Origin of the sequence: Haliea sp., assembly GCF_041395985.1 — a bacterium.
Classification (GTDB): Bacteria; Pseudomonadota; Gammaproteobacteria; order Pseudomonadales; family Halieaceae; genus Haliea.
This window is the reverse complement of the sequence record NZ_JAWKZJ010000006.1, coordinates 133,647-157,916: the sequence shown is the minus strand read 5'-3', so window position 1 is coordinate 157,916 and position 24,270 is coordinate 133,647. Positions and strand designations below refer to the sequence as shown.

The 24,270-nt window shown below is 59.9% G+C and carries 22 protein-coding genes; 12 read left to right on the top strand and 10 right to left on the bottom strand.

Translation table 11 applies throughout. From position 1 onward, the window contains the following. Positions 1-15 precede the first annotated feature (15 nt). Complete coding sequence (locus R3E49_RS12495; RefSeq protein WP_371295361.1) at positions 16-1,239, bottom strand: NAD(P)/FAD-dependent oxidoreductase; 1,224 nt, start codon at positions 1,237-1,239, stop codon at positions 16-18. 143 nt (positions 1,240-1,382) lie between these two features. Between R3E49_RS12495 and R3E49_RS12490 the strand changes: the two genes are divergently transcribed. Together R3E49_RS12490 and R3E49_RS12485 are read left to right on the top strand one after the other, a co-directional pair. Then, positions 1,383-2,306 carry a DUF808 domain-containing protein gene (locus R3E49_RS12490; protein ID WP_371295360.1) on the top strand — a complete coding sequence of 308 codons (924 nt, stop codon included), beginning with the start codon at positions 1,383-1,385 and terminating at the stop codon, positions 2,304-2,306. A gap of 10 nt (positions 2,307-2,316) precedes the next feature. Beyond that, entirely contained in the window at positions 2,317-3,207 is an 891-nt protein-coding gene (locus R3E49_RS12485) for a DMT family transporter (RefSeq protein ID WP_371295359.1), read from the top strand. A gap of 2 nt (positions 3,208-3,209) precedes the next feature. On the opposite strand, the gene R3E49_RS12480 is transcribed toward R3E49_RS12485, so the two are convergent. From R3E49_RS12480 to R3E49_RS12460, 5 genes are all read right to left on the bottom strand, one after another. Then, on the bottom strand, positions 3,210-4,283 hold the full coding sequence (locus R3E49_RS12480) for a putative urea ABC transporter substrate-binding protein (protein WP_371295358.1): 1,074 nt from the start codon (positions 4,281-4,283) through the stop codon (positions 3,210-3,212). Between the two features lie 50 nt (positions 4,284-4,333). Further along, positions 4,334-4,495: a hypothetical protein gene (locus R3E49_RS12475; protein ID WP_371295357.1), complete on the bottom strand. Its 162-nt coding sequence runs from the start codon at positions 4,493-4,495 to the stop codon at positions 4,334-4,336. A gap of 32 nt (positions 4,496-4,527) precedes the next feature. Further along, positions 4,528-5,601 (bottom strand): IS630 family transposase, encoded by a 1,074-nt coding sequence (locus R3E49_RS12470; protein WP_371295356.1) that lies wholly within the window; start codon positions 5,599-5,601, stop codon positions 4,528-4,530. Between the two features lie 34 nt (positions 5,602-5,635). Beyond that, positions 5,636-6,046 (bottom strand): hypothetical protein, encoded by a 411-nt coding sequence (locus R3E49_RS12465; protein WP_371295355.1) that lies wholly within the window; start codon positions 6,044-6,046, stop codon positions 5,636-5,638. A 103-nt stretch (positions 6,047-6,149) separates the two neighbouring features. Beyond that, positions 6,150-7,202, bottom strand: a complete 1,053-nt coding sequence (locus tag R3E49_RS12460; protein ID WP_371295354.1) for an isopenicillin N synthase family dioxygenase — start codon at positions 7,200-7,202, stop codon at positions 6,150-6,152. 438 nt (positions 7,203-7,640) lie between these two features. Between R3E49_RS12460 and R3E49_RS12455 the strand changes: the two genes are divergently transcribed. The 8 genes from R3E49_RS12455 to R3E49_RS12420 all read left to right on the top strand — a co-directional run bounded on the left by R3E49_RS12455 (position 7,641) and on the right by R3E49_RS12420 (position 17,944). Further along, the gene (locus R3E49_RS12455) at positions 7,641-8,726 is read left to right on the top strand and encodes a polyamine ABC transporter substrate-binding protein (RefSeq protein ID WP_371295353.1); all 1,086 of its coding nucleotides are present in this window, start codon (positions 7,641-7,643) and stop codon (positions 8,724-8,726) included. 129 nt (positions 8,727-8,855) lie between these two features. After that, positions 8,856-9,917, top strand: coding sequence for an ABC transporter ATP-binding protein (locus tag R3E49_RS12450; protein ID WP_371295352.1), 1,062 nt, complete (start codon positions 8,856-8,858; stop codon positions 9,915-9,917). After that, entirely contained in the window at positions 9,917-10,798 is an 882-nt protein-coding gene (locus R3E49_RS12445; protein WP_290745273.1) for an ABC transporter permease subunit, read from the top strand. The genes R3E49_RS12450 and R3E49_RS12445 overlap by 1 nt, the downstream gene beginning before the upstream one ends. Continuing rightward, positions 10,798-11,604 (top strand): ABC transporter permease, encoded by an 807-nt coding sequence (locus R3E49_RS12440; protein ID WP_371295351.1) that lies wholly within the window; start codon positions 10,798-10,800, stop codon positions 11,602-11,604. The genes R3E49_RS12445 and R3E49_RS12440 overlap by 1 nt, the downstream gene beginning before the upstream one ends. 205 nt (positions 11,605-11,809) lie before the next feature. Further along, the gene (locus R3E49_RS12435; RefSeq protein WP_371295350.1) at positions 11,810-12,538 is read left to right on the top strand and encodes an ABC transporter ATP-binding protein; all 729 of its coding nucleotides are present in this window, start codon (positions 11,810-11,812) and stop codon (positions 12,536-12,538) included. Between the two features lie 7 nt (positions 12,539-12,545). Beyond that, complete coding sequence (locus R3E49_RS12430; RefSeq protein WP_371295349.1) at positions 12,546-14,909, top strand: ABC transporter permease; 2,364 nt, start codon at positions 12,546-12,548, stop codon at positions 14,907-14,909. 4 nt (positions 14,910-14,913) lie between these two features. Next, the gene (locus R3E49_RS12425) at positions 14,914-16,143 is read left to right on the top strand and encodes an efflux RND transporter periplasmic adaptor subunit (RefSeq protein WP_371295348.1); all 1,230 of its coding nucleotides are present in this window, start codon (positions 14,914-14,916) and stop codon (positions 16,141-16,143) included. Between the two features lie 217 nt (positions 16,144-16,360). Continuing rightward, positions 16,361-17,944 (top strand): murein L,D-transpeptidase, encoded by a 1,584-nt coding sequence (locus R3E49_RS12420; protein ID WP_371295347.1) that lies wholly within the window; start codon positions 16,361-16,363, stop codon positions 17,942-17,944. A gap of 53 nt (positions 17,945-17,997) precedes the next feature. Here the strand turns inward: R3E49_RS12420 and arsB are convergent, their stop codons facing one another. The 3 genes from arsB to R3E49_RS12405 all read right to left on the bottom strand — a co-directional run bounded on the left by arsB (position 17,998) and on the right by R3E49_RS12405 (position 19,899). Further along, complete coding sequence (gene arsB, locus R3E49_RS12415) at positions 17,998-19,014, bottom strand: ACR3 family arsenite efflux transporter (protein WP_371295453.1); 1,017 nt, start codon at positions 19,012-19,014, stop codon at positions 17,998-18,000. Between the two features lie 20 nt (positions 19,015-19,034). Continuing rightward, positions 19,035-19,445 (bottom strand): arsenate reductase ArsC, encoded by a 411-nt coding sequence (locus R3E49_RS12410; protein WP_290745251.1) that lies wholly within the window; start codon positions 19,443-19,445, stop codon positions 19,035-19,037. Positions 19,446-19,524: 79 nt separating this feature from the next. Then, positions 19,525-19,899: an ArsR/SmtB family transcription factor gene (locus tag R3E49_RS12405; RefSeq protein WP_371295346.1), complete on the bottom strand. Its 375-nt coding sequence runs from the start codon at positions 19,897-19,899 to the stop codon at positions 19,525-19,527. Between the two features lie 174 nt (positions 19,900-20,073). On the opposite strand from R3E49_RS12405, the gene R3E49_RS12400 reads away from it, so the two are divergent. Together R3E49_RS12400 and R3E49_RS12395 are read left to right on the top strand one after the other, a co-directional pair. Then, a complete protein-coding gene (locus R3E49_RS12400) occupies positions 20,074-21,006 on the top strand; it encodes an HDOD domain-containing protein (protein WP_371295345.1) in 933 nt (310 codons plus the stop codon). Between the two features lie 123 nt (positions 21,007-21,129). Next, positions 21,130-23,238: a TonB-dependent receptor family protein gene (locus R3E49_RS12395; protein WP_371295344.1), complete on the top strand. Its 2,109-nt coding sequence runs from the start codon at positions 21,130-21,132 to the stop codon at positions 23,236-23,238. 36 nt (positions 23,239-23,274) lie between these two features. On the opposite strand, the gene R3E49_RS12390 is transcribed toward R3E49_RS12395, so the two are convergent. Beyond that, positions 23,275-24,042: a glucose 1-dehydrogenase gene (locus tag R3E49_RS12390; protein ID WP_371295343.1), complete on the bottom strand. Its 768-nt coding sequence runs from the start codon at positions 24,040-24,042 to the stop codon at positions 23,275-23,277. Positions 24,043-24,270: the final 228 nt, after the last annotated feature.

Here is a 24,270-nt window from a genome sequence, read left to right as displayed (position 1 = left end):
ACGCTGATGGCGGCGCTAGCCGGCGATCACGCGCAACCCCGACAGGCTTTTGCGCAGCGCAGCGGGCCGCAGAGCCGGTAACGCCAGGCGGTGCAGCCCGCGCCAGTAGCGCTGTCCAAGCCCTACTGCGGGGGATCTGCCCAGTGGCGGATCCAGCCTCGCCATATTGGCCTGAAACACGATTTCCTTGGCTGCAGCCAGGGAGGGGCCGGCAAAAATCCGCCGCCCGACAGTCAGGTAGGTATCGACATCGCCCAATGCGATGAGGCCAAGCTCCAGACCGCGACTGAAAGGTTTCAGCGGGACACCATCAAAATAACGCTGCACATTCCCTGCCGCATGCGCCCCCATATCGAGGGCGTGATACGCCTGCTTGCTCAGGGGATCGGGCAGTGCCGCCGCATCGCCAACAACAAACACCGCGGGAGCCACACAGCTCTGCAACGTCGGCGTCACCGCTGCCCAGGCATTGGCGGTGGGCGCCAGGCCACTGCTGAACAGGAGCGGCGAAGGCTTTGCGCCGGCGGTCCACAAGGTCACGTCGCTCGGCAGGGAGCGCCCGGAGACAAGTTTCACGCGGGTTTTGGTCAGCGATGCCACAGATTCGCCAAGATGAAAAGTGACCGGGAAATCAGCGCAGTGCTGCAGAATATCATCGCCCAGGCGTGCATCCCTGCCCGGCAGTATACGCTCGCTGCCCTCAACCACGTGCACAGCAAGCCCCGGGTGGTTTCGGTAGCCACGCAGGATTTCACCCAAGGCTTCAACGCCCTCCAGCCCCGCGCCGATTATCACAACGGAGACATTTTTGCCGGAGGTCACCAGATCACGCAGGCGTTGCGCAATGGCCACACAATCGTCAACCGACTTGAACGGTAGCGAGAACTGCTCGGCGCCGCGAACGCCGAAGGTATTGTTGACGCCACCCACAGCAACCACACAGGCATCAAAGGCATAGCGACGCCCCGACGCCGTTTCCACGTAGCCCGCGTGCGTCTCGACCTCAGTGGCCGTCTCACACACAAAGCTATGCCCCAGTGTCTCCACCAGCCGTCTGCGCGGCAGGCGCAACACATCGGCAGACTTTACACCCGAGAGCAACTCGTGAATGTTGGGCAAAAACTCAAAGTACCCGGAGACGTCAATAACCGTCACATCAAAATGCGCTGAAAGCCTGCGCGCACAGGCGATACCCGCAAAATTTGCACCGAGGATGACGACTTTCTTTCTGCTGCGCATATCGCAAAACGCCCGTGAGGCCAATCTGGCCGACGACAGGAACCATAACACAGGCGTTTCTGCCACCGAGATACGTTTCTGCCCACGCTGATTTCAGCTAGACTGGCATGTCCACGCACCACCCGGCCGAGGAGGCCTGCACAATGGCAGGGAGCAGTCTGCTCGCGCTGATTGACGATATCGCGACGCTTCTCGACGATGTCTCATTGATGACCAAGGCTGCCACCAAGAAAACGGCTGGCGTGCTGGGCGACGACCTCGCCCTGAACGCACAACAGGTTACGGGCGTCAGTGCCGCGCGCGAACTGCCGGTGGTGTGGGCAGTCGCGAAGGGCTCGCTTGTAAACAAGGCCATACTGGTCCCGGCTGCCCTGGCGATCAGCTTTTTCGTCCCCTGGCTGATCACTCCCCTGCTGATGCTGGGCGGGGCGTTTCTCTGTTTCGAGGGCTTTGAAAAAATCGCGCACCCATTCCTGCATCCGACCGAGAGAGCCGCTCATGCGCGGGCGCTGAAAGAGGCCCTGCAGACACCGCATAAAGACATGAAGGTTATCGAGAAAAGGAAGATCAAAGGCGCGATTCGCACCGACTTTATACTGTCCGCCGAAATCATTGCCATCACACTGGGTACCGTTGCCACGCAGACCATCACCCTGCAGTTCATGGTGCTGACCGTTGTGGCTGTCATGATCACTGTCGGCGTTTATGGCCTGGTAGCCGGCATCGTCAAACTCGACGACGCCGGCATCTACCTGAGCCGACGGGAAGGCGCGCTGGCCAGTCGGGTGGGCCTGGCGCTGCTCTGGCTGGCGCCCCACCTGATGCGCACGCTGTCTGTGCTGGGCACCATCGCCATGTTCCTGGTGGGCGGCGGTATTCTCACACATGGGCTTCCGCCAGTGCACACGGCCATTGCGGATTTCACAGCGAATTTCACTGGTGTGGTGCCCGTCCTGCTCTCGACCCTTGCCGACGGCGTTTTTGGACTTGCTGCCGGGGCCTTGCTGGTCGCACTCATCACTCCGGCGCAGGCGCTGTGGGGAAGGACGCTCAAACCATCCAAGTAGGACACGCTGAATGAACACGCGATTCGCCGTACCGGTGCTTTTCTTCAGCTCCGCGGGCTGGGGGCTTACGTGGCTGCCGATCAAAGCGCTCAGCGAGCAGGGGCTAGACGGGCTGCACCTGGTGTTTATCGCATTCTGTTCTGGTGCCCTGCTGCTCCTGCCCTGGCTGTATCGTCAACGCCAGCAGTGGCGGCACAAACTTTCCCTGATGGCGCTGGTCGCACTGGCCGGCGGTTTTGCGAATGCCTCCTTCCAGACAGCGATTTATCACGGAGACGTGATCCGGGTCATGATACTGTTTTACATGCTGCCCGTGTGGAGCGTGCTGGGAGGACGCCTGTTCCTCGGTGAGCGTATCGACGGTGTGCGGATTCTGGCCGTAGCGCTGTGTCTGTCCGGCGCCTTTATCATTCTGGACGTCGCGCACACGTCCTGGAGTGGCGTGTCATGGGTCGATGCCCTCGCGCTGGGGTCCGGGATGGGGCTTGCGGCGACCAACATTCTCTTCCGCTTTACCCAGGACATACCGGTGATGAGCAAGGTAGCAGCGATGTTCATTGGCTGCGCGTCAATGATAGGCATCTCCTCCCTTTTTGTGGCCTCGGCCGGCAGCCTGCCAACAGCGACTGCTGCGCTCTGGGCGGCGGCTTACGGTGGTTTGTGGCTGACGCTGATCACAACAGGTACCCAGTGGGGCGTAACGCAGATGGACGCGGGACGCTCCGCCATCATCATCGTCGCCGAACTGGTCGTCGCTGTCGCATCAACCGCCATTATCATGAGTGCTGACCTGCAGTGGTTTGAGATCATCGGTGGCATTATGGTGCTGGTTGCGGCCATTCTGGAGGGCTCGCGAAGTGAGGAGCCTGCACCGGCAACACGGCCGGCTCAGGCCGGGTAATCCTACAGCGTGCCGTCGGCCGCCATGCGCACAAACTGGTGGTCGAAGCGCATCTTGACGTTGTCCTTGTTGCCCCAGATCGACCCATCCGGCAACTCAATGCCGATCACGTCCGGGGATTCCGCTCCTGATCCCAGCAGGCCATGCTTGAAGGTGAAGCGGGTCACGAAATCCATGGTTTCGCGCACCCGCTCTGTGGTCAGGTAATCCAGCTTTTCCTGCGGGGTTTTGAACATGTAGGTGGCGGCCAGTTGCATGTCGTAGCCGGCGAGGTCGGTACCGGAGTTTTCGCCCATATAGGTTCTGGCGGCAACGGCCTGCGGGCTGTCACCCAGCATGATGCCCACGGTCTCGAACCAGGCACCGGTGACCGCTTTACCCAGCTCCGGATATTGCTTCAAGGTGTCTGAGTTCACCCCCATGACATCAAGAATCTCGCCGGGAATCTGGCTGGAATCAAATACCTTGACCGCGTCAGGCTCCTGCATCGCCATCTGCAGCTGCGGATTCCAGAGTGTTGCGGCCTGGACGTCACTGTTCTTGAACGTGGTGGCAATATCCGCATCAGAGGTATTCACCAGCGTCACATCGCGCTCGCTCAGACCGGCCATCTCCAGTGCACGCGCCAGCGCATAGTGAGACACGGATAACTCCAGCAGATAAACCTCCATGCCTTTGATATCCTGGATGCTGTCGCGACCTTTCAATACCACTGCGTCATTGCCGTTGGAAAAATCGCCCGTAATCAATGCTGTCGTATCGACCCCGGATGCTGAAGGAATAGTGAGCATATCCATGTTGGTCATGGTTGCGCCGTCAAACTCCCCCACCGTGTACATGTTGATGGCTTCGATGTAATCATTGATCTGCACGAGATCGACTTCGATACCGTATTTTTTCGCCCACTTGTCCATGATGCCAGCCTCGTCCATATAGGCCCAGGGCATGAACCCGACGTAGATTGACCACGCGAGTGAGAACTTCGTGCGCTTTTCCTCGGCCTGGGCGAGGCCCCCGTAAAGGCAGAGCATGAGGCTGAGCAAGGGTATTCCAATCGAGCGACATAGAGGTTTCATGGTGTATCTCCCAAGGGCTGTGTGACAAAAACGCAGGACGACATCGGATATCAATCCCCGACGTCCGATTGTGGCTGCTGCGCCCGCGTACCGGCGTAGTAGTTGGGTAAACCGGCTGCCGACCAGGCAGAGAACGCAATAAAGCGGCCCGGCCAGGCAATCGCGGTGAAGGGCCAGGCGCCTTCGATCCAGGCGATGACCTCATCTTCCATCTGCGCAGCCTGCTCCCTAGTGGGACGCTTGATTAATTAGGTAACGCATTCTTTGCTCTATCAACGGCTGCGAGGATACCCTTCGCATCCTTGGTCCATTTGAACGGTTTGGCCAACGTGCGATTGTGGACTTTAATAAAGTCGAGTAATGCTGCTTTGAGCTCTGGGACGCTGGTGAAAACTCCGCGGTAGAGGGCGCGCCGTTCAAGCTGGGCAAACCAACCCTCTACTGCATTCAGCCAGGAGGCACTGGTCGGCGTGAAATGGAAGTGAATGTAAGGCCTGGCCTCCAGCCAATCTCTGATCTCTTTCGTTTTGTGGGCGCTGTGATTATCGAGAATGATGTGCAGGTCCTTGCCTTTCGGATGGCGCCTATCGATCTGACGCAAAAAGGAAAGGAACTCTTTGGCCCTGGTTCGCGCCGCAACTTTGCCCATGATGCTACCAGTCAGAATATTGAAAGCTGCGTACAGACTCGCAGTCCCGTGCCGTTTGTAATCGTGGGTTCGGCTACCGATCTTCCCAGGGCTTAAGGGCAGCCCCGGCTGGGTGCGGTCCAGCGCCTGAATTTGCGTCTTTTCGTCCACGCTGAGTACCACAGCATTACTCGGCGGGTTCATATACAAGCCAACGATATCGACAACCTTCTCCGCAAACTGTGGATCGTTACTGATCTTGAACGTCCTGAGTCGGTGCGGCTGCAGGTCTGCTGCTTTCCAGATCTTGCGAACTTGATAGGGCGTCACACCGGCATGCACGGCCATCAACCGCTCGCTCCACTGCGTGGCTTCCTCGGGCACATACTGAGTCGTTAGCGTCAGCACTCGGTCGATGGTTTTCCGATCCAGCGTTGGCGGTCGCCCGGGGCGTTGTTCGTCGAGCAGACCGTCCACTCCGGATTCCACAAACCGATTGCGCCATTTGTGCACTGTCTTGCAGGATACGAACTGCTCATCTGCGACCTCGCTGGGTGTTTTCCCTGCATGTAACGCCAGGACAATCTTCGCCCGAGTAATCTGACCCTGGGGCAATGTGGTGGAGCGTAACCAGCCACGCAACGTACGCGCACTGGAAGCATCGATGGAGAATTCTTGAGGTCTACGCATACCGGCATAGTACACCTTTTCCCGTTAAATTACTCTATTTATCAAGCGGCCCACTAGGCAGGCTGATGTGTGTCCACAAGTACGCCTCGGCATCGTGGGCGGCGCTCGCCGTCGGGTATAGATAGAGGCAGCCGAGGCAGGACAGGCCCGTAGGATCCAGCAGGTGATAGGCAAAGGAGCGCCGGGTAGAAAATTCCCGCCAGTGCCATGCGAGGTCCGCGATATCCTCTTCCATGCTGAGGTCATCGGGCGGCCAGGTGTCCCCGGGGCCAAACAGGTGTTTGATGTGCTGCCGGCTCGCCATCACCGCGGCATAGTCAAGCTCTCCCCACTCCGGGCTAGCCGGCACGAGCATAAGCTGCCTGCCGCACCAGCGTGTTGGCGGTGAGAAATCCCCCAGTTGCAGCGGCTTGAACCCGGGCATCCGCGGGGCATGCGGTTTCATATGAGCCATCCATCGGAATGAGGTCGCGTGTTGGTCTGGCGCATACACACAGCGAGGGCCAACGATAGTGCCCCAGGGTAGCGCGGGCTCATTGCGAACCGTGTCATGAGCCCGCACGCACTTTGGGGCCAAAGCTGGCGAGACCAAGGCTACCTTTGGGCAAGGTGATCTCACCCGATTCGAGGCGTCTCTTCAGGTAGGCGAAGGTCTGCACGGTCTGCGCAAACAGGTGCTCACCACAAACCTGCGGTGTGTAGCGGGGGGGCGTTCCGTTAACCAGCAATTCTGCCAGCGGCTCGACCACCACGTCATAATCCACGTTGCAGAACATCGGGAACGCGTAGCGCTCCTCAGCCACCTTGCGCACCCGGTGAGCGGTGGCGACAAATTCTCCGTTACTGAGTATTTCCAGCATGTCACCGATGTTGATGACAAAGGCGCCCTGCAACAGCGGGACATCAATCCATTGACCCGCGCCGTTCATGACCTCGAGTCCGGGTGCAGTGGGCAACAGGATCGTGAAGCATTCATAGTCCGTGTGCGCCCCGATCCCCGCGGCCGCAGGGTTCGCCCGATCATCGTGAGGGTAGTGAATCAAACGAAGCTGGGTGGGTGGACGATTGACGAGTCGCGTGAAACGGTCCTCAGGTAGCCCCAGCGCCAGGGCGAAACCGCGAAACAGCTGAATGCCCAATTCAAAGACCGCCGCGTAATAGGCCTGCACGTCCTCTTTGAAGCCCGGTAACCCTGGCCACTGATTGGGTCCGAGCATCGGCCGCTCGTGAGCCGGATCGCGCATGTCAAAATTAACGTCGTAGGCTTCCTTGCGGTCAGGGACAACTGAGCCATAGAGCTGCTCCTCACCCTCTGGCACATAGCCGCTGTGATTCCGCGAGTGTCCGATGTAGCTCTGCATCTTTACCGCATGGCTCTGGGCGAAGAACTCACAGGCTCGCGCGCGAAACCGATCAATAATGGTGGGCGATATGCCGTGGCCCGTGATGTACAGAAAACCTGCGGAACGTGCCGCGTTTCCCAGCGTCGCCGCGGCCTGCTTGCGAAGCGCGGGATCGTCCGAGCTCAAACCGGCCACATCAACCACGGGCAGCGTCAGAAACGCAGTGTGAACAGGGGTCGTGGTGGAAGCTTCCAACATGCTGACTGCCTCTCCCGGGCACACGAGTGGTCTGGTCGTCCAGACAGAGTAAGCGGCAGGTAGGCCGTCCGGGTCGTCCCGGATCCCATGAGTGGCCCTGTATCAGCGAAAACCCAGGCCACCGCAGAGAGCCAAGCGAGTTCCGTGCCAACCTCTGGTGTTATCCGGAAAAGCCTTGCAATACCGTGCACCTGCACGACATGGGCGCCGACATTTACTGACCGAGTGTTTTTTCGCGCACCGGAACATGCATCAATACTGTGCACAACAGCGGCTAAAGTGGGCCGACATGGTGCGCAGGGCAGTCTCCGTGCCATGACACTCACCGGACGCTTGCAGACAACATGAACAAAACACCGTTGCGCAGAACAGAAACACTTGATCGAATTGCAACTGCCGGTAGATACTCGACCGGAACCCACTTCCGGAGGATACGTCATGAGAGGCAAGCTACTGGGTACCGCCTTGCTGCTTGCATGCGCGACCGTTGTCAGCGCGGCCGACGAAGTTCGCGTGTATAACTGGTCCGACTATATCGACGAAGCGCTGCTCGCCAAGTTTGAAGAGGAGACCGGGCTGAAACTGATCTACGACGTTTTTGATTCCAACGAGGTATTGGAAACAAAAATGTTGGCAGGCGGGTCTGGTTACGACGTGGTCGTGCCGTCAGGTACCTTCCTGCAGCGGCAGATTGCTGTTGGCGCATTCCAGAAGCTGGACCCGTCAAAGCTGAGCAACCGCAGCAACCTCTGGGACGTTATCGAGAAGCGCACCTCGCGTTACGATCCCGGCAATGAATACTCCGTAAACTACATGTGGGGGACCACTGGCCTGGGTGTGAATCTCAATCGCGTGGCCGAGGTGCTGGGCGCTGACGCGCCCATCGATTCCCTCGACCTGATCTTCAAACCGGAGAATATGGAGCGGCTCGCCGCCTGCGGCGTACACGTTCTGGATGCACCGGCAGAGGTCATTCCCGCTGCGCTCAAGTATATCGGTGAAGATCCGGACAGCCACGACCCGGCCGTTATCGCCAAAGTCGAGCCGCTGCTGATGGCAATTCGGCCCTACGTACAGAAGTTCCACAGCTCCGAATACATCAACGCCCTCGCCAATGGGGATATCTGCGTTGCCTTTGGCTGGTCCGGCGACATCCTCCAGGCGCGCGATCGGGCTGCCGAGGCCGATGCCGGCGTTGAGATTGCCTACCACGCCCCGAAAGAAGGCGCCCTGATGTGGTTTGACCAGATGGCAATTCCGGTTGATGCGCCAAACCCTGAGGGCGCACACCTGTTCCTCAATTTCATCATGGATGCGCAAAACATGGCGCAGGCGTCGAACTATGTGTTCTACGCTAACGGCAATCTGGCCAGTCAAGCGTTCCTGCTCCCGGAAGTGATCGGGGATACCGCCATCTATCCCGATGCCGCGACTCTGGAGAACCTGTATATCACTACGCCCTATCCGGCCAAGGTGCAGAGAACCGTCACCCGGCTGTGGACCCGGGTCAAGTCGGGAACTTGAGCATCCATACTCTGCGGGGGCGCCTCAGCGCCCCCATGACTTTCTGCATTTGACGAGGGCACAATGCCGGAATGCGCTTTCGCCCCCTGGAGCGACCCTGGCGCGGAACCACTGATCCGGTTCCGTAACGTGACCAAGCGGTTCGGTGACTTCACCGCGGTCCGTGACCTGACACTGGATATCTATGAACACGAGTTTTTCGCCCTGCTAGGCCCTTCCGGCTGTGGCAAAACCACCATGATGCGCATGCTGGCCGGGTTCGAAACACCCAGTTCCGGCCACATTGAACTCGCAGGGCAGAACATTGTACCGGTGCCTCCGAACAAGCGCGCCGTGAACATGATGTTCCAGTCCTATGCCCTGTTCCCACACCTGAACGTCTGGGACAACATTGCCTTCGGGCTGAAACGGGACGGGATGCCCAAAGACGCTCTGCGCGAACGCGTTGCAGAGATGCTCAAGCTCACCCACCTGGAGCGCTTTGCGCGTCGCAAGCCGCACCAGATTTCAGGCGGCCAGCGACAGCGCGTGGCACTCGCCAGAAGCCTGGCCAAAGCGCCCAAGCTGCTGCTTCTGGATGAACCTATGGGGGCGCTGGACAAGAAACTGCGCCAGGAAACCCAGTTCGAACTGATGGATATCCAGGAAAAAACCGGCACGACCTTCGTCATCGTCACCCACGACCAGGAAGAGGCCATGACCGTCGCCAGCCGGGTTGCGGTCATGGACGAGGGTGAACTAATCCAGGTTGCCACGCCCTCCGCCATCTACGAGGCGCCCAATTGCGTGTATGTCGCCGACTTTATTGGTGACGTGAACATCATCGAAGGCGCTGCGCATCGCGCCGGCGACAAACACTACACGGTGCATTGGGCTGACGGCCAGGCGCCGCTGAAGGCAGCCTCTGACAAAACGTTCTCACCCGCGCAGAATGCCTTCCTGGCAATCCGTCCCGAGAAGGTGCTGGTCACGGCGGAACGCCCGGCTGACGCGGAAAACACCATTCAGGGCCGAATCCACGATATCGCTTACCTGGGCAATATCAGCACCTATCACGTGGAAGTGGCAGGTGGACGCATGCTGAAGGCACAGACCGCCAACACCCGGCGCATTGAAAACAGGGGCTTTACCTGGGAAAACCGGGTCTGGCTGTCGTGGGATTCAACGGCAGGTGTGCTGCTGGAGCGTTAATGCGACGAGTTTTCATCATTGCCGTTCCCTACCTCTGGCTGCTTGCGCTATTTCTCATACCCTTCGCGATCGTCCTGAAAATTTCCCTGTCGGATGTCGCCATGGCACGTCCGCCCTATCTGCCCCAGTTCAGCTGGGAAGCGGGTTGGGGTGCATTCCTGTCACAGCTCGATTTCGAGAATTTCACCTTTCTCACCACTGACGATCTCTACTGGAAGGCCTATCTCTCCAGCCTGCAGATTGCAGCCACCTCGACATTGCTGACGCTGCTGATTGGCTACCCCATAGCCTATGCCATGGCGAGGGCTCCCGACGAATGGCGTGCGACCCTGATGATGCTGGTGATTCTGCCGTTCTGGACCAGTTTTCTGATCAGGGTCTATTCCTGGATGGGTATTCTCAGTCAGGAAGGCTACCTGAATCAGTTGCTGCTGGGCCTCGGCGTGATCAGCGAGCCCCTGATTATTCTCAATACCAAAGTGGCCGTGTATATCGGCATCGTATACACCTACATTCCCTTCATGATTCTGCCGATCTATGCCGCGCTGCATCGCCTTGACAGCTCCCTGATTGAAGCAGCCGAAGATCTGGGCTGCTCCCGCGCAAAAGCGTTCTGGCTGATTACGGTGCCGCTCTCGCGCAATGGCATTATCGCCGGCTGTTTTCTCGTGTTCATTCCCACCCTGGGTGAATTTGTCATTCCCTCGTTGCTCGGTGGCTCGGGAACGCTGATGATCGGTAAGGTCCTGTGGGAAGAGTTCTTCAACAACCGGGACTGGCCCGTCGCCTCGGCGGTTGCGGTTGTACTTGTGCTGATACTGATTATTCCCATCGTGCTGTTTCAGCAGAATCAGCAGAAGCAGAACGAGGCGCAAAGCTGATGCGCCTGCGCTGGTTCAATATCACGTCGCTGACCCTGGGTTTCGCCTTCCTCTACCTGCCCATGATCATTCTGGTCATCTACAGTTTCAATGAGAGTCGGCTGGTCACCGTCTGGACCGGATTCTCCACCAAGTGGTATGGAGAACTGCTCAGTAACCAGGCCTTCCTGGACGCGGCCTGGGTCACGCTCAAGGTCGCCGTGTTCTCATCCACGCTGGCCACCGTACTGGGCACACTCGCGGCCTATGCACTGGTACGCGGCGCCCGTTTTCCTGGCAGAACCCTGTTTTCAGGCATGATCTACGCCCCGCTGGTCATGCCAGAGGTTATCACCGGCCTTTCGTTGTTGTTGCTGTTTATCGGTATCGGTCTGGATCGTGGCGTGTTGACCATTGTTCTGGCACACACGACGTTCTCCATGTGTTACGTGTCAGTCGTTGTGTCGTCGCGCCTGGTGAGCTTTGACCAGTCACTGGAAGAAGCCGCGCTCGATCTCGGCTGTTCACCCTGGGATGCCTTTCGCCTGGTCACCCTGCCGATCATCGCGCCCGCCGTTGTTTCGGGCTGGCTGTTGGCGTTTACCCTGTCTCTGGATGACCTTGTGATTGCCTCATTCACCACCGGTCCGTCAGCCACCACGCTGCCGATCAAGATATTTTCAGCGGTCCGCCTGGGGGTCAGCCCGGAAATCAATGCCCTCTCCACACTCATGATTGCCGTTGTCACCCTCGGCGTGATCATCGCCTCTCTGATTTCCAAGCGCAATTTCGTCCGCGAGCAACACGGCAGTGAGTCGCGTCACTAGGGCCTGCCACACAGCACGTTTCCTGCGCTACCCGACAACTGCCGATAACGCCGCTTCCATCACCGCATCGTACCCGTCCGGTTTTCGGGCTAAGATGACGGTAATCCCTCGCTGCAGGAACAGACGTGCATCCGCAATCCCGCACCGGGCGCTTGCGGGCCACGGAACCGGCGCCCGCAGCACCAGATCATCGGAACGTGACACGATGGGCAAGCGATCAGGAAACCAACTTCAGAACGCGTTTACGACGCGGGGCGTATGGAAGGTCTACGGCGAGGGCGCTACCGAAGTGCAAGCCCTGCGCGGCGTTGATATCGACATTCCAGCCGGCGAACTGGTGGTACTGCTTGGCCCCTCGGGCAGCGGCAAATCGACGTTACTGAATATCCTCGGTGGTTTGGACCGGGCCAGCAGGGGCGATGTGCTATTCCAGGGCCGCAATCTAGCGGCGATGACGGATGTGCAACTCACCCGCTACCGCAGGGATCACGTCGGCTTCGTCTTCCAGTTTTATAACCTGATGCCGGGACTCACCGCCTACGAGAACATCGAACTTGTCACAGAAATCGCCGGTAATCCCATGCCTGCTGACCATGCCCTGGCTCTGGTGGGACTGGGTGATCGTGGTGACAGTTTCCCGAGCCAACTCTCCGGAGGTGAGCAGCAGCGCGTCGCCATCGCGCGCGCCGTGGCAAAGCAGCCCAACGTCCTGTTCTGCGATGAACCCACAGGCGCACTGGACAGCATCACGGGACGAACCGTTCTGCGGGTACTCAAAGACGTCAATGAGCAGCTGGGAGCCACAGTACTGATCGTGACCCATGCCGCCGCAACGGCGGACATGGCAGACCGGGTCATTCACTTTGCCGACGGTCGTATTCGGGATATTCAGCGCAACGCGCACAAGCGCGACCCCAGCGACATCGAATGGTGACCCGGCAGTGACTCCCCTGGATCGCAAGCTGCTCAGGGATCTCTGGCGGATCAAGGGTCAGGCGGCGGCGATTGGCGCGGTCATTGCCGTGGGTGTTCTGCTGCTGGTGATGATGTCTGGTCTGGTGACCTCACTGGATGAGACACGGCGAGCCTACTACGAGCGATACCGTCTGGCTGACGTGTTCGCGCCGGTGAAGCGCGCGCCCCAACATCTCCTCGCAGAGCTCAGCGCACTGCCTTCTGTCGCTGCGGTAGAAGGACGGATCACGGGACATGCGCTGATCGACCTGCCCGGCCTGGACATCCCGCTGCGCGCCAGGGTCGTATCCTTGCCCGAATTCCACGCACCGCGGCTGAACGGGTTTTACCTGAGCGCCGGACGCGCCCCGCAAAGTGATCGCAACGACGAAATCCTTCTGCTCAAGGGTTTTGCGGAGGCACACAGCCTGCAACCGGGCGATACGCTGGACATCACCATGAACGGCGCCCGTCATACGCTACGCATCGTCGGTCTGGCCCAGGCACCGGAGTTTCTCTACACAACGGCACCCGGGGAATTGATGTCTGACGATGCACGCTACGGCGTCATCTGGATCAGCATGCAGACGCTCGCAGCGGCCTATGACCTGGAGGGCGCCTTCAACGAGGCGCTGTTGTCCATTGGACGGGGAGCACAGTCTCCTGCGGTGATCCATGCTGTCGATCGCCTGCTTGAGCCCTATGGCGGCTTCGGCGCATACGCTCTGGCCGATCATGGATCAAACCGGTTCATCAGCGAAGAGATCGCCAGCCTGCGCGCGACCGCGGCGGCAGTGCCGCCGATCTTCCTCGCAGTCGCCGCCTTCCTGCTCTACATCGTTATCTTCCGCATGGTAGAGGCAGAGCGCGGGCAGATAGGCTTGCTGAAGGCCTTCGGCTACAGCAATCTCGAAACCGCAGCACACTACTTCAAGCTGATTCTCGCCATCGCCGCCGGCGGAGCAACAGTAGGCTGTGTACTGGGAGTTCTCGCCGGTCGCGCCCTGATTGACCTGTATCTCCTCTACTTCAAATTTCCCTTCCTGATCTTCCAGCTTGATCCGGGGTCCTTCATCGCCGCGTTCAGCGTCAGCATCGGTGCTGCTTCTGCCGGGGGAGTCACTGTCCTGAGGCGCGTTTTTCGGCTGACTCCCGCCGCTGCGATGCAACCTATCGCCCCGCCCCACTATCGCCCTCTGGGCAACGTAGCCCGGTCATTGCAGTCGGTGCTGGACCAACCCAGCCGGATGGTGGTGCGTCGCCTGACCCGACAGCCCGGGCGAATGGCCGGCGCCGCGGGCGGTATCGCGGCTGGCATGGCGCTATCGGTCGCCATGATCGGTATCATGAATGGCTTCAATCAGGCGATCGACCTGACCTTCAATGTCATCGACCAGAGTGACGTCAGCATCACCTTCAATGAACCGCTTTCCGATACCACGCTGGCAAACCTGCGCAGTATTCCAGGCGTCATTGCCGTACAACCCGCTCGCCATGTGTCTGCGGTCTTGCGACACGGTGTCCAGCGTCATCTGGGCGTCATCAGCGGTATGACCACCAATGCGCGCCTTTACCGTACAGTGGATAGCAGGATGGCGCCTGTGCCACTGCAAGCTCAAGGCATTGTACTGGCGGAGGCGCTGGCAGACATCCTCAAGGTACAGGTGGGGGATTTGCTGACCCTGGAGGTCCGCGAAGGCAGGAGGCCGACACTGCGCATCCCCGTGACGGGAATCGCACAAAATCTGCTGGGGTCGCCAGCCTATATGGAACTGTCCGCTCTCAATCACGCACTAGGTGAGCCCAACCGCATCTCCGGCGCTTACCTGCGTGTAGACAGTGCCCATCAAAATTCTGTCTACCGCGTGCTCAAGGACATGCCGGCAGTGGCGAGTGTGAGCCTGAAACAGGACGCGAGGACCGCGCTGCAAACCCAAATGGACAGGGGCGCGGGCGCCATGCGCTACATCATGATGGCTGTGGCCGGCATCATTACCTTCGGTATCGTCTACAATGCAGCCCGCATCGCCTACGCCGAGCGCGCCCGGGACCTGGCCAGTTTGCGCGTCATCGGTTTTTCGCGCAGTGAAGCCGCCTTTGTGCTGCTCGGTGAACTCGCACTCGTTACACTGGCTGCCTTGCCACTGGGCGCGGTGCTGGGCTACTACCTGTCGTTCGCGGTAGCGGCGGGTTTCAGCACTGACCTTTACCAGATTCCGGCCACGGTTCAGCCGGTCGGCTACGGCGCAGCAGCGCTTGCCGTCATAGCCGCAGCCACGCTGTCAGGCTGGCTGGTGAAACGGGATCTGGACCGCACCGATCTGGTATTGGCACTCAAGGCACGGGAATAGCATCATGGCCAGAAAGCACTCCAGAATAATCATCAGCCTCACATCCATCATGATCGTTGCGGCCACGCTGATTTTCGCCTTCTGGCCGCGCCCACTGCTCGTGGATATGGCTACGGTCGGCCGCGGAACAATGACGGTAACGATTGACGAAGAGGGACGCACCCGCGTGCACGATACCTACGTGCTGGCGACCCCAGTGGCAGGTCGTCTGCAGCGCGTCGAGGTCCTGCCCGGCGATGCGGTGGTGCACAACCAGACCGTCGTGGCGCAAATGCTGCCCAGCAACCCTGAGGCACTGAACATACGTACCCGGGAGCAGGCCCTGACTGAAGTTGCCGCCGCCGAGGCCGCCTTGCGACTGGCACGCGCAGAGCTGAACAAGGCCGTTGCCGACAGCGACCTGGCTAAGACCGACCTCGAGCGCGTACGTCGTCTGCGCGAAAATGCCATGGTCAGCGAGGCAGAGCTGGACCGCGCGGTGCGCTCAGCACGCAGTGCCGAGGCGGTGCTGGGTACAGCGGAGGCCGCCATCGCAATGCGCGAAGCACAGCTCGCCAACGCGCGAGCAAGCCTGATCAGCTTTCAGGATGCAGATGCGCCCGCGGAGGCGATGCTCAAGCAGCGCGAGTCGATTCCCCTGTACGCCCCGGTAACAGGTCGCGTGTTGCGCGTACTGCAGGAAAGCGCAACAACCCTGCCGGCCGGCACCGCCATTCTCGAGATTGGCAATATCGAGAACGACCTCGAAGTGGTGGTGGAACTGCTGTCAACGGACGCCGTGAAGGTGTCCCCGGGGGATCCAGTTATCCTCGAGGATTGGGGCGGACCGGCGACGTTGCACGGCGTCGTCGAGCGCGTGGAGCCACTGGGCTTCACCAAGTTTTCTGCACTGGGCGTGGAAGAACAGCGTGTGAATACGATCGTGCAGTTCACGGAGCCGGCAGACGCGCGCCGCGCACTGGGCCACGGCTACCGCGTCGAAGCAAGGATAATCATCTGGCAGGCCGAGGATATCCTCCAAGTGCCAGCAAGCGCGCTGTTCAGGCACGACAGCGACTGGGCCGTATTCCGCGAGCAGGGCGGCAAAGCCCGCCTGACCCCGGTCAGGATTGGTCGCAACAACGGTGTTGACGCGGAGGTACTGGAAGGCCTGCAAGCGGGCGATACAATCGTCCTGTATCCGGGGTCAAGCCTTGCAGACGGTGTGCGCATAGAGCAGCGCCCCACCGGATGATCAAGGCGGCATGAGAGTCCGGCCCTGGCGCGCCAGCCCAAAGTGCGTGTAAACACCGTGCCCGCCCGCCTCCCCCCAACGCGACATCGAGGACGAGACTGGCTATTTCATTGCCAACAGACCTCCCGTAGCAATCGTCCACGGAAATCGCCACCTTGACCAGTCTGGCAGACACCCCGCCGCCCAGAAAAAGGCCTGAGTATGGTATCGTAAGCGTATGAGGCCACTACTGGGAAACCACCTGAAAACGCAGCTCCTGCTCTCGCTGGTGCTTGTTTGCGTTACCCGCCTGGGGTTCGCCGCAAACAGTGATCTCCTCCGCCTGGAAATTGAAAACCTGAACGGTGGCAATCACGCAAGCGCCACCTCATCGGTACGCAATACCGACGACCTCTCGGCCATTTATGGCGACTACCAGTACCAGCCCCTGTGGTTCGCCGATGGGCCATTGGCCTCGCTGCGCACAGACCTGCAGCGCGAGATACTGCGCTCCGCTGACCACGGCCTTGCGCTGCATCGCTACCACTACGATGAACTGCTGGCGGGCACCCTGCCGGAAACACAGCTGGATGTACTGTACACCGATGCCTTGCTGTCGCAGGTGCGAGACCGCTACCGCGGTGCCGTGGCACAGGTGGACGACCAGTGGTACCTGGAACGTGAGTCCATTGATCCCAGAGGTCTGCTGCAGCAATTGGTAGCACAGGGCAAGGGGCTCAGTGACCTGCTGCATGCCCTGTGGCCGCAAACGCCGGAATATTGGGCGTTGGTGGCAAAGCGCGCTGAACTGTCCACCGCAGCAGACGCCACCAGCCGCCCTGTGGATGGCGGCCCCGCCCTGAAACCCGGCGCCAGCGGCCCGCGGGTGGCACAGCTGCAGGAAAGGCTGCTGGGACCTGGCGAGCACTCCGGCACCTTCGATGAACAACTCAGGCAGGCCGTTGTCACGTTTCAGCAGGGGGCGGGGCTTGAGGCAGACGGCATTGTGGGCAACGCCACCCTGGAAGTTCTCAATGCCACGCGATTCTCGTGGATTGATCGTCTGGATGCCAACCTCGAGCGCTGGCGATGGCTGCCGCGAGACACCCCCTCAACCTATATCCGGGTGAATATCGCAGCATTCCAGATGCGGGTCATCGAAAACAACGCGGAGGCGCTGACAATGGACATCATTGTCGGTCGTCCGTACCGCGAAACCCCGATCTTTACCGAAGATATGCAGTACCTGGTGTTTTTTCCCTACTGGAATGTTCCCTACAGCATCGCCGTCAAGGACAAACTGCCGCTGCTGCGGCAGGATCCGGCCCCGCTGGCAGCGGCAGGCTACCAGGCACGACTGGCGGGCAGCCAGGAATTCGTTCCCGTGACGGAAGTAGACTGGCAGACGGTGCGGCCCGGGCAGTTCACCCTGCGCCAGCTACCGGGCGACCACAATGCCCTCGGCAAGGTAAAGTTCATGCTGCCGAATCAACACAGCGTGTACCTGCACGACACGCCCGACAAGGCACTCTTCAGGAAATCCGAGCGCACCTTCTCCTCCGGCTGCATTCGCCTCGCTGAGCCACGCAAGCTCATCGAGTGGGTGTTGAACCACGACAAGAGCAACTACCTGACGCAGGTAGATCGACTGTTTGAATCCGGCGAAACCACAACCGCTTACCTGAAGGATCCGATACCGGTTTACCTTGTCTACTTCACCGCATTCGCGGTCGGTGATGACGTGGTGTTCCGCCGGGATGTCTACGGCCGAGACCAGCGGATTGTCGATCAGCTGAGAGAGGCCGGCAAAAGCCGGGTTTGACAACTACCTGCGTGGGGGTCAGCGCTCACGGCAACGGGACCCCTTTGATCCAACTAGGCGAAATAACCACGCGTACGGTTCGCCAGCGCGACCAGCGACAGCATGACCGGCACTTCCACCAGCACACCCACCACAGTCGCCAACGCAGCACCCGAGTGCAGCCCAAACAGGCTGATAGCCACCGCAACCGCCAGCTCGAAGAAGTTCGACGTGCCAATCAGGGCGGCAGGCGCTGCTGTGCTGAAAGGCACACGCCACAGGTAAGCCCAGCCGTAGGCGATGAAAAAGATCCCGTAGCTTTGAATCAGCAGGGGTACCGCAATCAGCGCAATCACCAGTGGCTTGTCCAGAATCGTCTGTGCCTGAAAGCCGAACAACAAGACGACGGTTGCCAGTAACCCGATAATCGAGAAGGGTTTCAGTCTTGCAGTGAAGGCACTGATACGTTCATCGCTGCCGCCGCCATCAAGCATGCTGCGTGTGAAGTAACCCGCGACCAGCGGCACAACAACATACAGCATCACCGAGAGCAGCAGCGTATCCCAGGGCACAACGATGTCGGTCACGCCCAGCAGCAAGGCGGCCAGTGGTGCAAAGGCGAACACCATGATCAGGTCGTTGATCGACACCTGCACCAGCGTGTAGTTGGCATCGCCTCGCACCAGCTGACTCCAGACAAACACCATCGCCGTACAGGGTGCGACACCGAGCAGTATCATCCCGGCAATATATTCCTGGGCCGTTTGCGGGTCCACAAGACCGGCGAACACAGATTCAAAAAAGAAGATCCCCAGGGCAGCCATCGTGAATGGCTTGACGATCCAGTTGACGACGAGGGTGATGCACAGACCTTTGGGGCGCTTGCCTACATCGCGCAGTGAAGCGAAATCGACATTCACCATCATGGGGAAGATCATCACCCAGATAAAGACGGCCACCGCAAGATTCACGCTCGCATACTCAAAGGCGGCGATAGCAGCAAAAACACCGGGACGGGCGACGCCGGCGGCAATGCCAACCGCGATGCACAGCGCGACCCAGAGTGAGAGGTAGCGCTCGAACAAGCCCATGGACGAAGTGTTGGCACTGCTCATGGTAGTTCCTTCTCTATGCGGTCCCTCAGCAGGGTGAGGGCATTGTCAAATGCTTTAGCCACCTCCTCCTCGCTCCCCTGAACGCTGGCAGGATCCGGTGTGCTCCAGTGTTTCTTTGCCACGTTCCCGATAAACACGGGACAGCTTTCCGTCGCGGCGCGGTCGCAGACCGTGATGACGATATCGAACGCCTGATCGGCGAACTCATCCCAAGACTTGCTGCGGGGTTCACCCACGCCGAAGCCATGGCGCTGGAGGGCCGCGATGGAGCCCGGGTGCACGTAGCCAGCTGGCTCACTGCCGGCGCTGACGGCGGTATATCGCCCCTCCCCAAGCTGATTGATCATGGCCTCGGCCATGATGGATCGACAGGAATTGCCCGTACAGAGAACAAGCACCTTCTTCATACAACTACCCTTCCAGGAATGTCACCAAAACTCGCGTGAACGCCGCCGATCGACACGCTCAGGTATGGCCTGCACGCTGTCATGACGCGTCAGGAGATGGCGGGTCACAGCACTGTGCTAGCTCAATGATGGAACAGGCGGATGTGCTGTCCTCGCGAATGGTCGCGAAGTCCGCACTGCAGCAGTCTTTCACCAGGAAGGTGATGAGCTCATGTGTGGCCTGAAAGTCCGCACTGTAGATAATCGAGCGCCCTTCCCGCCGCGAGGAGACAATGCCCGCCTGTGAGAGATGATTGAGATGGAAGGACAGCGTATTGTGCGGCGTGCCCAGGGCTTCACTCAGCGCGCCAGCGGGAAGACCCGTCGGCCCCGCCTGCACCAACAAGCGGAAAGCGCGCAGCCGCGTTTCCTGTGAGAGTGCGTTGAATACGATTGACGCCTTGTCGATGTTCATGTGTCCATATTATTGGACATATGGACACATTTCAAGCGAAAAATCCGCCACTCGCCGAGCGATCCTGACATACGTCCCCTGCCCGCAATGAACCCACTTCCACCGTCACTGAACCGTCGTGTTTTATCTTATACTCTACGAAAACACGGTTAAGCATGACTCAGGGCGCCTGCAATGACAAACGACATAAAACAAACCTCCTCAAAACACGTCAACCCCTTCAAGGAACCCGAGGACGCCGCAGTGCAACCTGCGGGGCCTTCCCCCATCGACCTCGCTGCGCTGGCGTTCGTCAAGCAGCTTGGCGCCGAACTGCAAAAGGGCGAGTTCGACCTGCCGCCGTTTCCCGATACCGCCGTCAAGGTGCGCGAATGCATTCGGGATCCCGCGGCGGATAACCGGGCGCTCGCCGCCATCATCGCCAAAGAGCCTGCGCTCGCGGCGCGGCTAATGCGCATGGCCAATTCCGCGATGGTGCGGCGCGGGCCCATTGAAGTTACCGACATACCCACGGCCATCTCGCGCGTGGGCATGACCATGGTGCAGAACGCGGCGACCTCGTTTGCGGCACGTGAAGCGTTCAAAGTGCCCCCCGGCAGCGCCTGCTTCGGTGAGTTGAACGAACTGCGCCGCATGAGCGTTCGGGTGGCGTCAATCGCCTACCTGCTTGCCAAAAACGTGCGCAGCGTCAGCAAGCCGGACGAGGCGATGCTGGCCGGGCTGCTGAGTTCAGTGGGCAAGTTTTACATATTTACCAAGGCCTCTGATCACCCGGACCTGTTCACTGACCGCGCTGCATTGCGAGCCCTGCTGAACCAGTGGCATACCGGCGTGGCGCGCGCGATTGTGGAGGCCTGGGAGTTCCCCGACACCATTGCCATTGCGGTAGATGAGCAGGAGGTAAAGGACAAAGATCGCATTGATTCTGCAGACCTCAGCGACCTGCTGCTGGTCGCCAATATCATTGCCCGCGCGGGTGTGGATGCTGCAAAGCAACTGGGCGACCTGGATTCGCTGGCGCGCATGCGCATGGATGCAGGCAAGCTGCACACACTGCTCACAGACCACCAGGACGAGATTGAGTCCATGGTCTCCGCGATGACCTGAGACGATAATACCGGCCAGCAGAGCGATGTCACCGGCTCACGGGGCGTCGCTCATCTGTTGCATCGCGCCCCAATTTAAATATAATCATTCTCATTTTCGTTCGCATCAGAGAGTGATTGCGCAATGTTTACAGCCCGTTTTGCAGCAGGCCTTATGCTGGCCACCTGCTCATTCAGCCTTGCCTCAGCGGCCACAGAATCCGACACCCTCGAAGTCATTCATGTCTACGGACTACCGACCGATTCCAGGGTCTCCGGGACCCTCCCTGCCTTGCAGGACGGCAAGATCTTCGAGGGCAAGAAAACAACCCTTGTGAACCTGGGCGAGCAGCCTGTGTTTGTCGAACCAAACCTGCGGCAAATGTTCTCGCGGCTGCCGGGCCTGTTCGTATCCGACCAGAAAATCCCCAGTATCTACAACATCAACTACCGGGGCCTGGGCAACCCACACGAGTCAGAATACGTCGCCTTCTTCCAGAACAACATCCCACTCGCGGCTGACCTGTTCGGTTATCCGACGATTTACTACATGCCCGCCGCCCAGCGGGTCGAACGCATTGAGTTCGTGCGCGGCGGTGGCGGCCTGCTGTATGGGCCACAGGTCGGACCAGTACTCAACCTGGTGACACGGCGCGCGGATGCCGATGCCGAGACTGCGTTCAGCACGGACCAGGCAATGGGTAGCGACGGGTTGTACAGCACCTACAACGAAGTGAACTGGTCCCAGGGCGACATCGGCGTCCTGGCCTCGTTCGACCATCGCAGCGCCGACGGTCCTCGAACCAATGAGGACTACCGCGTCAATGCCGGCTACCTGGGCATCGCCTGGGAGGGCTTGCAGGACATCCGCCTGGGCTTCGACCTGGATCTGTACCAGTCCGATTCGGGCGAGGCGGGCCGACTGACGTCGCAGGAATACGCCACCGACCGCGATCTGGTGAAATCGCCCTTCAACCGAATCGAGATTGACCAGGTCATCGCCACACTGACGTATGGCCAGCAGATTGATGCGTCATCCACACTGGACGCCAGCGTCTGGTACTCCTCCATGGATCGCCTGAGCCGCCGCTCGGCCATGTTCACGGACCCGGCAAATGAACCGGAGACCACGGCGATTGACGAGCAGCAGTTTGCCAACTACGGCTTTGACCTGCGCTACGCCCTGTCCTGGGGTGAGAACAACGTCCTCACCGCCGGCACAACTTCGTACCTCGGCGACAGCCCGCGCACCCGTCACGTCAGCGATGACATTCGATCCAGCGTCCAGAAGCCGGAAGACCTCGCCTTCAGCCAGGACCGTGTGATGACTTATAACGCGCTGTTCCTTGAGAACCTGTTTCGCTTTGGCAAGCTAAGCGTGGTCCCCACCCTGCGCCTGGAACGCATCAACTACGATCTGCGTGAGCGGGTGAAGAATGCAAACCTGCGTCGTGATGCCATCGACACAGACAGGACCTATCACGAGACGCTCTTTGGCCTGGGTCTCATGTATCAGTCAGGAGAGCACGCAGAGTTGTACGCCAATGCGTCGGAGTCCTACCGTCCACAGCGTTTTGATGACCTGATCAACCCGTCCTCGGAACTGGCGGGCAGCAACAGCCCGGATATCTCGCGTGCAGTCAACTATGAGATCGGTTACCGCAGCGAGCCACGCGACGGGCTGCTGTTCGACCTGAGCCTGTTTCGCATCGATTTCGAGGACAAGATCGAACAGATTCAGGTCAACATCAGCGATGTGGAGCGCGTCAACAGTGGCGACTCACGGCACCAGGGCATTGAGTTCGGTGTGGAATACAACCTGGTTGCCGATGCCGCCTACACTCTAAAGCTGTTCGCCAACGGCTCGCTCCTGGACACCGAAATCACCCGCAGCCTGGAAGCTGACCTGATCGACAACAGCACCGCGTTTGCACCCGACTACCTGATTCGCACCGGCTTTATCGTTGACCGTGGGCCATGGAATGCGGCGCTCACTGCCAGTCTGGTCGGCGAGCAATACTGGCAGGACTCCAACCTCGCAAGCGGCACGGGTGCCGGCAGAATTGACGGAGAAATACCGGCCTACGAAGTGCTGGACTTCAGCATCGAGTACCGCCACCGTGACCGCTGGACCCTGTACGGCGGCGTCAACAACCTGCTGGATCAGGATTACTACAGCCGGGTGCGCTCAGACGGTATCGAACCGGCGCAGGAGCGGGCGCTCTACGCCGGGTTCCGCTTCGAAATCCGCTAGCACGCCGCAACCCGACGGGCGGCTGGCGCGCGCACCCTACAACTGGGGCAGGGCCGTGAACACGCTGCCTGCGTGCCAGCCACCGTCGGCCATGAACTCCGAACCGGTGCTGAAGCTGGCCTCATCCCCGGCGAGGAACACAGTGACTGCGGCCACTTCGCTGGGCATCCCGACGCGCGGCAGGGCCTGGTTTGCGTAGGTGGCATCTGCCTGCTCGCGGGTCATGAAGTCCTTGCCGTGCATATCGGTGTAGATCCCTCCGGGATGCACGCTGTTGACCCGGATGTTGTACTTGCCCATCTCCAGGGCGGCGGTTTTGGTCATGCCGCGCACCGCCCACTTGCTGGCCGCATAGGCCACCAGGGAGTTCTTCGCCTGGAAGCCGTCGATCGACGAGATGTTGATAATGGAGCCACCGCCGCCCGCCTTCATGCTGGGAAACACCGACTGCATGCCGAGAAACACGCCCAACTGGTTGACCCGGGCAACCGCCATGAACTCGGCTTCGGTGGTATCCATGATGGTCTTGTGGATCAGGATCGCCGCGTTGTTGACCAGCACATTGAGCGCGCCGAACTGCTTACTGGCTTCGACTGCAGCCTGCCATTGCGCCTTGTCGGTGACGTCCAGGTGAACATACGCCGCCTTCTCGCCAAGTTCTTCGGCCACCTTGCGGCCGGGCTCATCCAGAACATCCCCCAACACCACGCAGGCGCCCTGCTCCACCAACAGCCGTGCGGTGGCCTCCCCCATACCCCGGGCGGCCCCGGTGACAATGGCGACTTTTCCTTCCAATCTTGCCATGACGCTTTTCCCCTGTGTGGATGAAAAAAACAGCCACAAGCTTAACGCCTGCGCGCACCGGGCTCCTAGTACAAACGGGTGATTGCGCTACCTGCACACCGCTCAAGGCCGTCGTGGCCGGGTTTGCAGCCGCCGCCGCACGCGCCCTGAGCATCATCCCGTCAATTCCGTGGTAGGCTAGGCGGCCTGGTTTGGCGCGGCCAGCCCCCTCGCCAAACCCATCAAATA

Bases quoted from the DNA above. Each gene is read 5' to 3' on its own strand.
- R3E49_RS12390 (WP_371295343.1), bottom strand. From the start codon at position 24,042: ATGGCAAGATTGGAAGGAAAAGTCGCCATTGTCACCGGGGCCGCCCGG.
- R3E49_RS12470 (WP_371295356.1), bottom strand. From the start codon at position 5,601: ATGCGTAGACCTCAAGAATTCTCCATCGATGCTTCCAGTGCGCGTACG.
- R3E49_RS12485 (WP_371295359.1), top strand. From the start codon at position 2,317: ATGAACACGCGATTCGCCGTACCGGTGCTTTTCTTCAGCTCCGCGGGC.
- R3E49_RS12455 (WP_371295353.1), top strand. From the start codon at position 7,641: ATGAGAGGCAAGCTACTGGGTACCGCCTTGCTGCTTGCATGCGCGACC.
- R3E49_RS12425 (WP_371295348.1), top strand. From the start codon at position 14,914: ATGGCCAGAAAGCACTCCAGAATAATCATCAGCCTCACATCCATCATG.
- R3E49_RS12480 (WP_371295358.1), bottom strand. From the start codon at position 4,283: ATGAAACCTCTATGTCGCTCGATTGGAATACCCTTGCTCAGCCTCATG.
- R3E49_RS12440 (WP_371295351.1), top strand. From the start codon at position 10,798: ATGCGCCTGCGCTGGTTCAATATCACGTCGCTGACCCTGGGTTTCGCC.
- R3E49_RS12490 (WP_371295360.1), top strand. From the start codon at position 1,383: ATGGCAGGGAGCAGTCTGCTCGCGCTGATTGACGATATCGCGACGCTT.
- R3E49_RS12475 (WP_371295357.1), bottom strand. From the start codon at position 4,495: ATGGAAGATGAGGTCATCGCCTGGATCGAAGGCGCCTGGCCCTTCACC.
- R3E49_RS12395 (WP_371295344.1), top strand. From the start codon at position 21,130: ATGTTTACAGCCCGTTTTGCAGCAGGCCTTATGCTGGCCACCTGCTCA.
- R3E49_RS12420 (WP_371295347.1), top strand. From the start codon at position 16,361: ATGAGGCCACTACTGGGAAACCACCTGAAAACGCAGCTCCTGCTCTCG.
- arsB (WP_371295453.1), bottom strand. From the start codon at position 19,014: ATGGGCTTGTTCGAGCGCTACCTCTCACTCTGGGTCGCGCTGTGCATC.
- R3E49_RS12460 (WP_371295354.1), bottom strand. From the start codon at position 7,202: ATGTTGGAAGCTTCCACCACGACCCCTGTTCACACTGCGTTTCTGACG.
- R3E49_RS12400 (WP_371295345.1), top strand. From the start codon at position 20,074: ATGACAAACGACATAAAACAAACCTCCTCAAAACACGTCAACCCCTTC.
- R3E49_RS12410 (WP_290745251.1), bottom strand. From the start codon at position 19,445: ATGAAGAAGGTGCTTGTTCTCTGTACGGGCAATTCCTGTCGATCCATC.
- R3E49_RS12405 (WP_371295346.1), bottom strand. From the start codon at position 19,899: ATGAACATCGACAAGGCGTCAATCGTATTCAACGCACTCTCACAGGAA.
- R3E49_RS12445 (WP_290745273.1), top strand. From the start codon at position 9,917: ATGCGACGAGTTTTCATCATTGCCGTTCCCTACCTCTGGCTGCTTGCG.
- R3E49_RS12495 (WP_371295361.1), bottom strand. From the start codon at position 1,239: ATGCGCAGCAGAAAGAAAGTCGTCATCCTCGGTGCAAATTTTGCGGGT.
- R3E49_RS12435 (WP_371295350.1), top strand. From the start codon at position 11,810: ATGGGCAAGCGATCAGGAAACCAACTTCAGAACGCGTTTACGACGCGG.
- R3E49_RS12465 (WP_371295355.1), bottom strand. From the start codon at position 6,046: ATGAAACCGCATGCCCCGCGGATGCCCGGGTTCAAGCCGCTGCAACTG.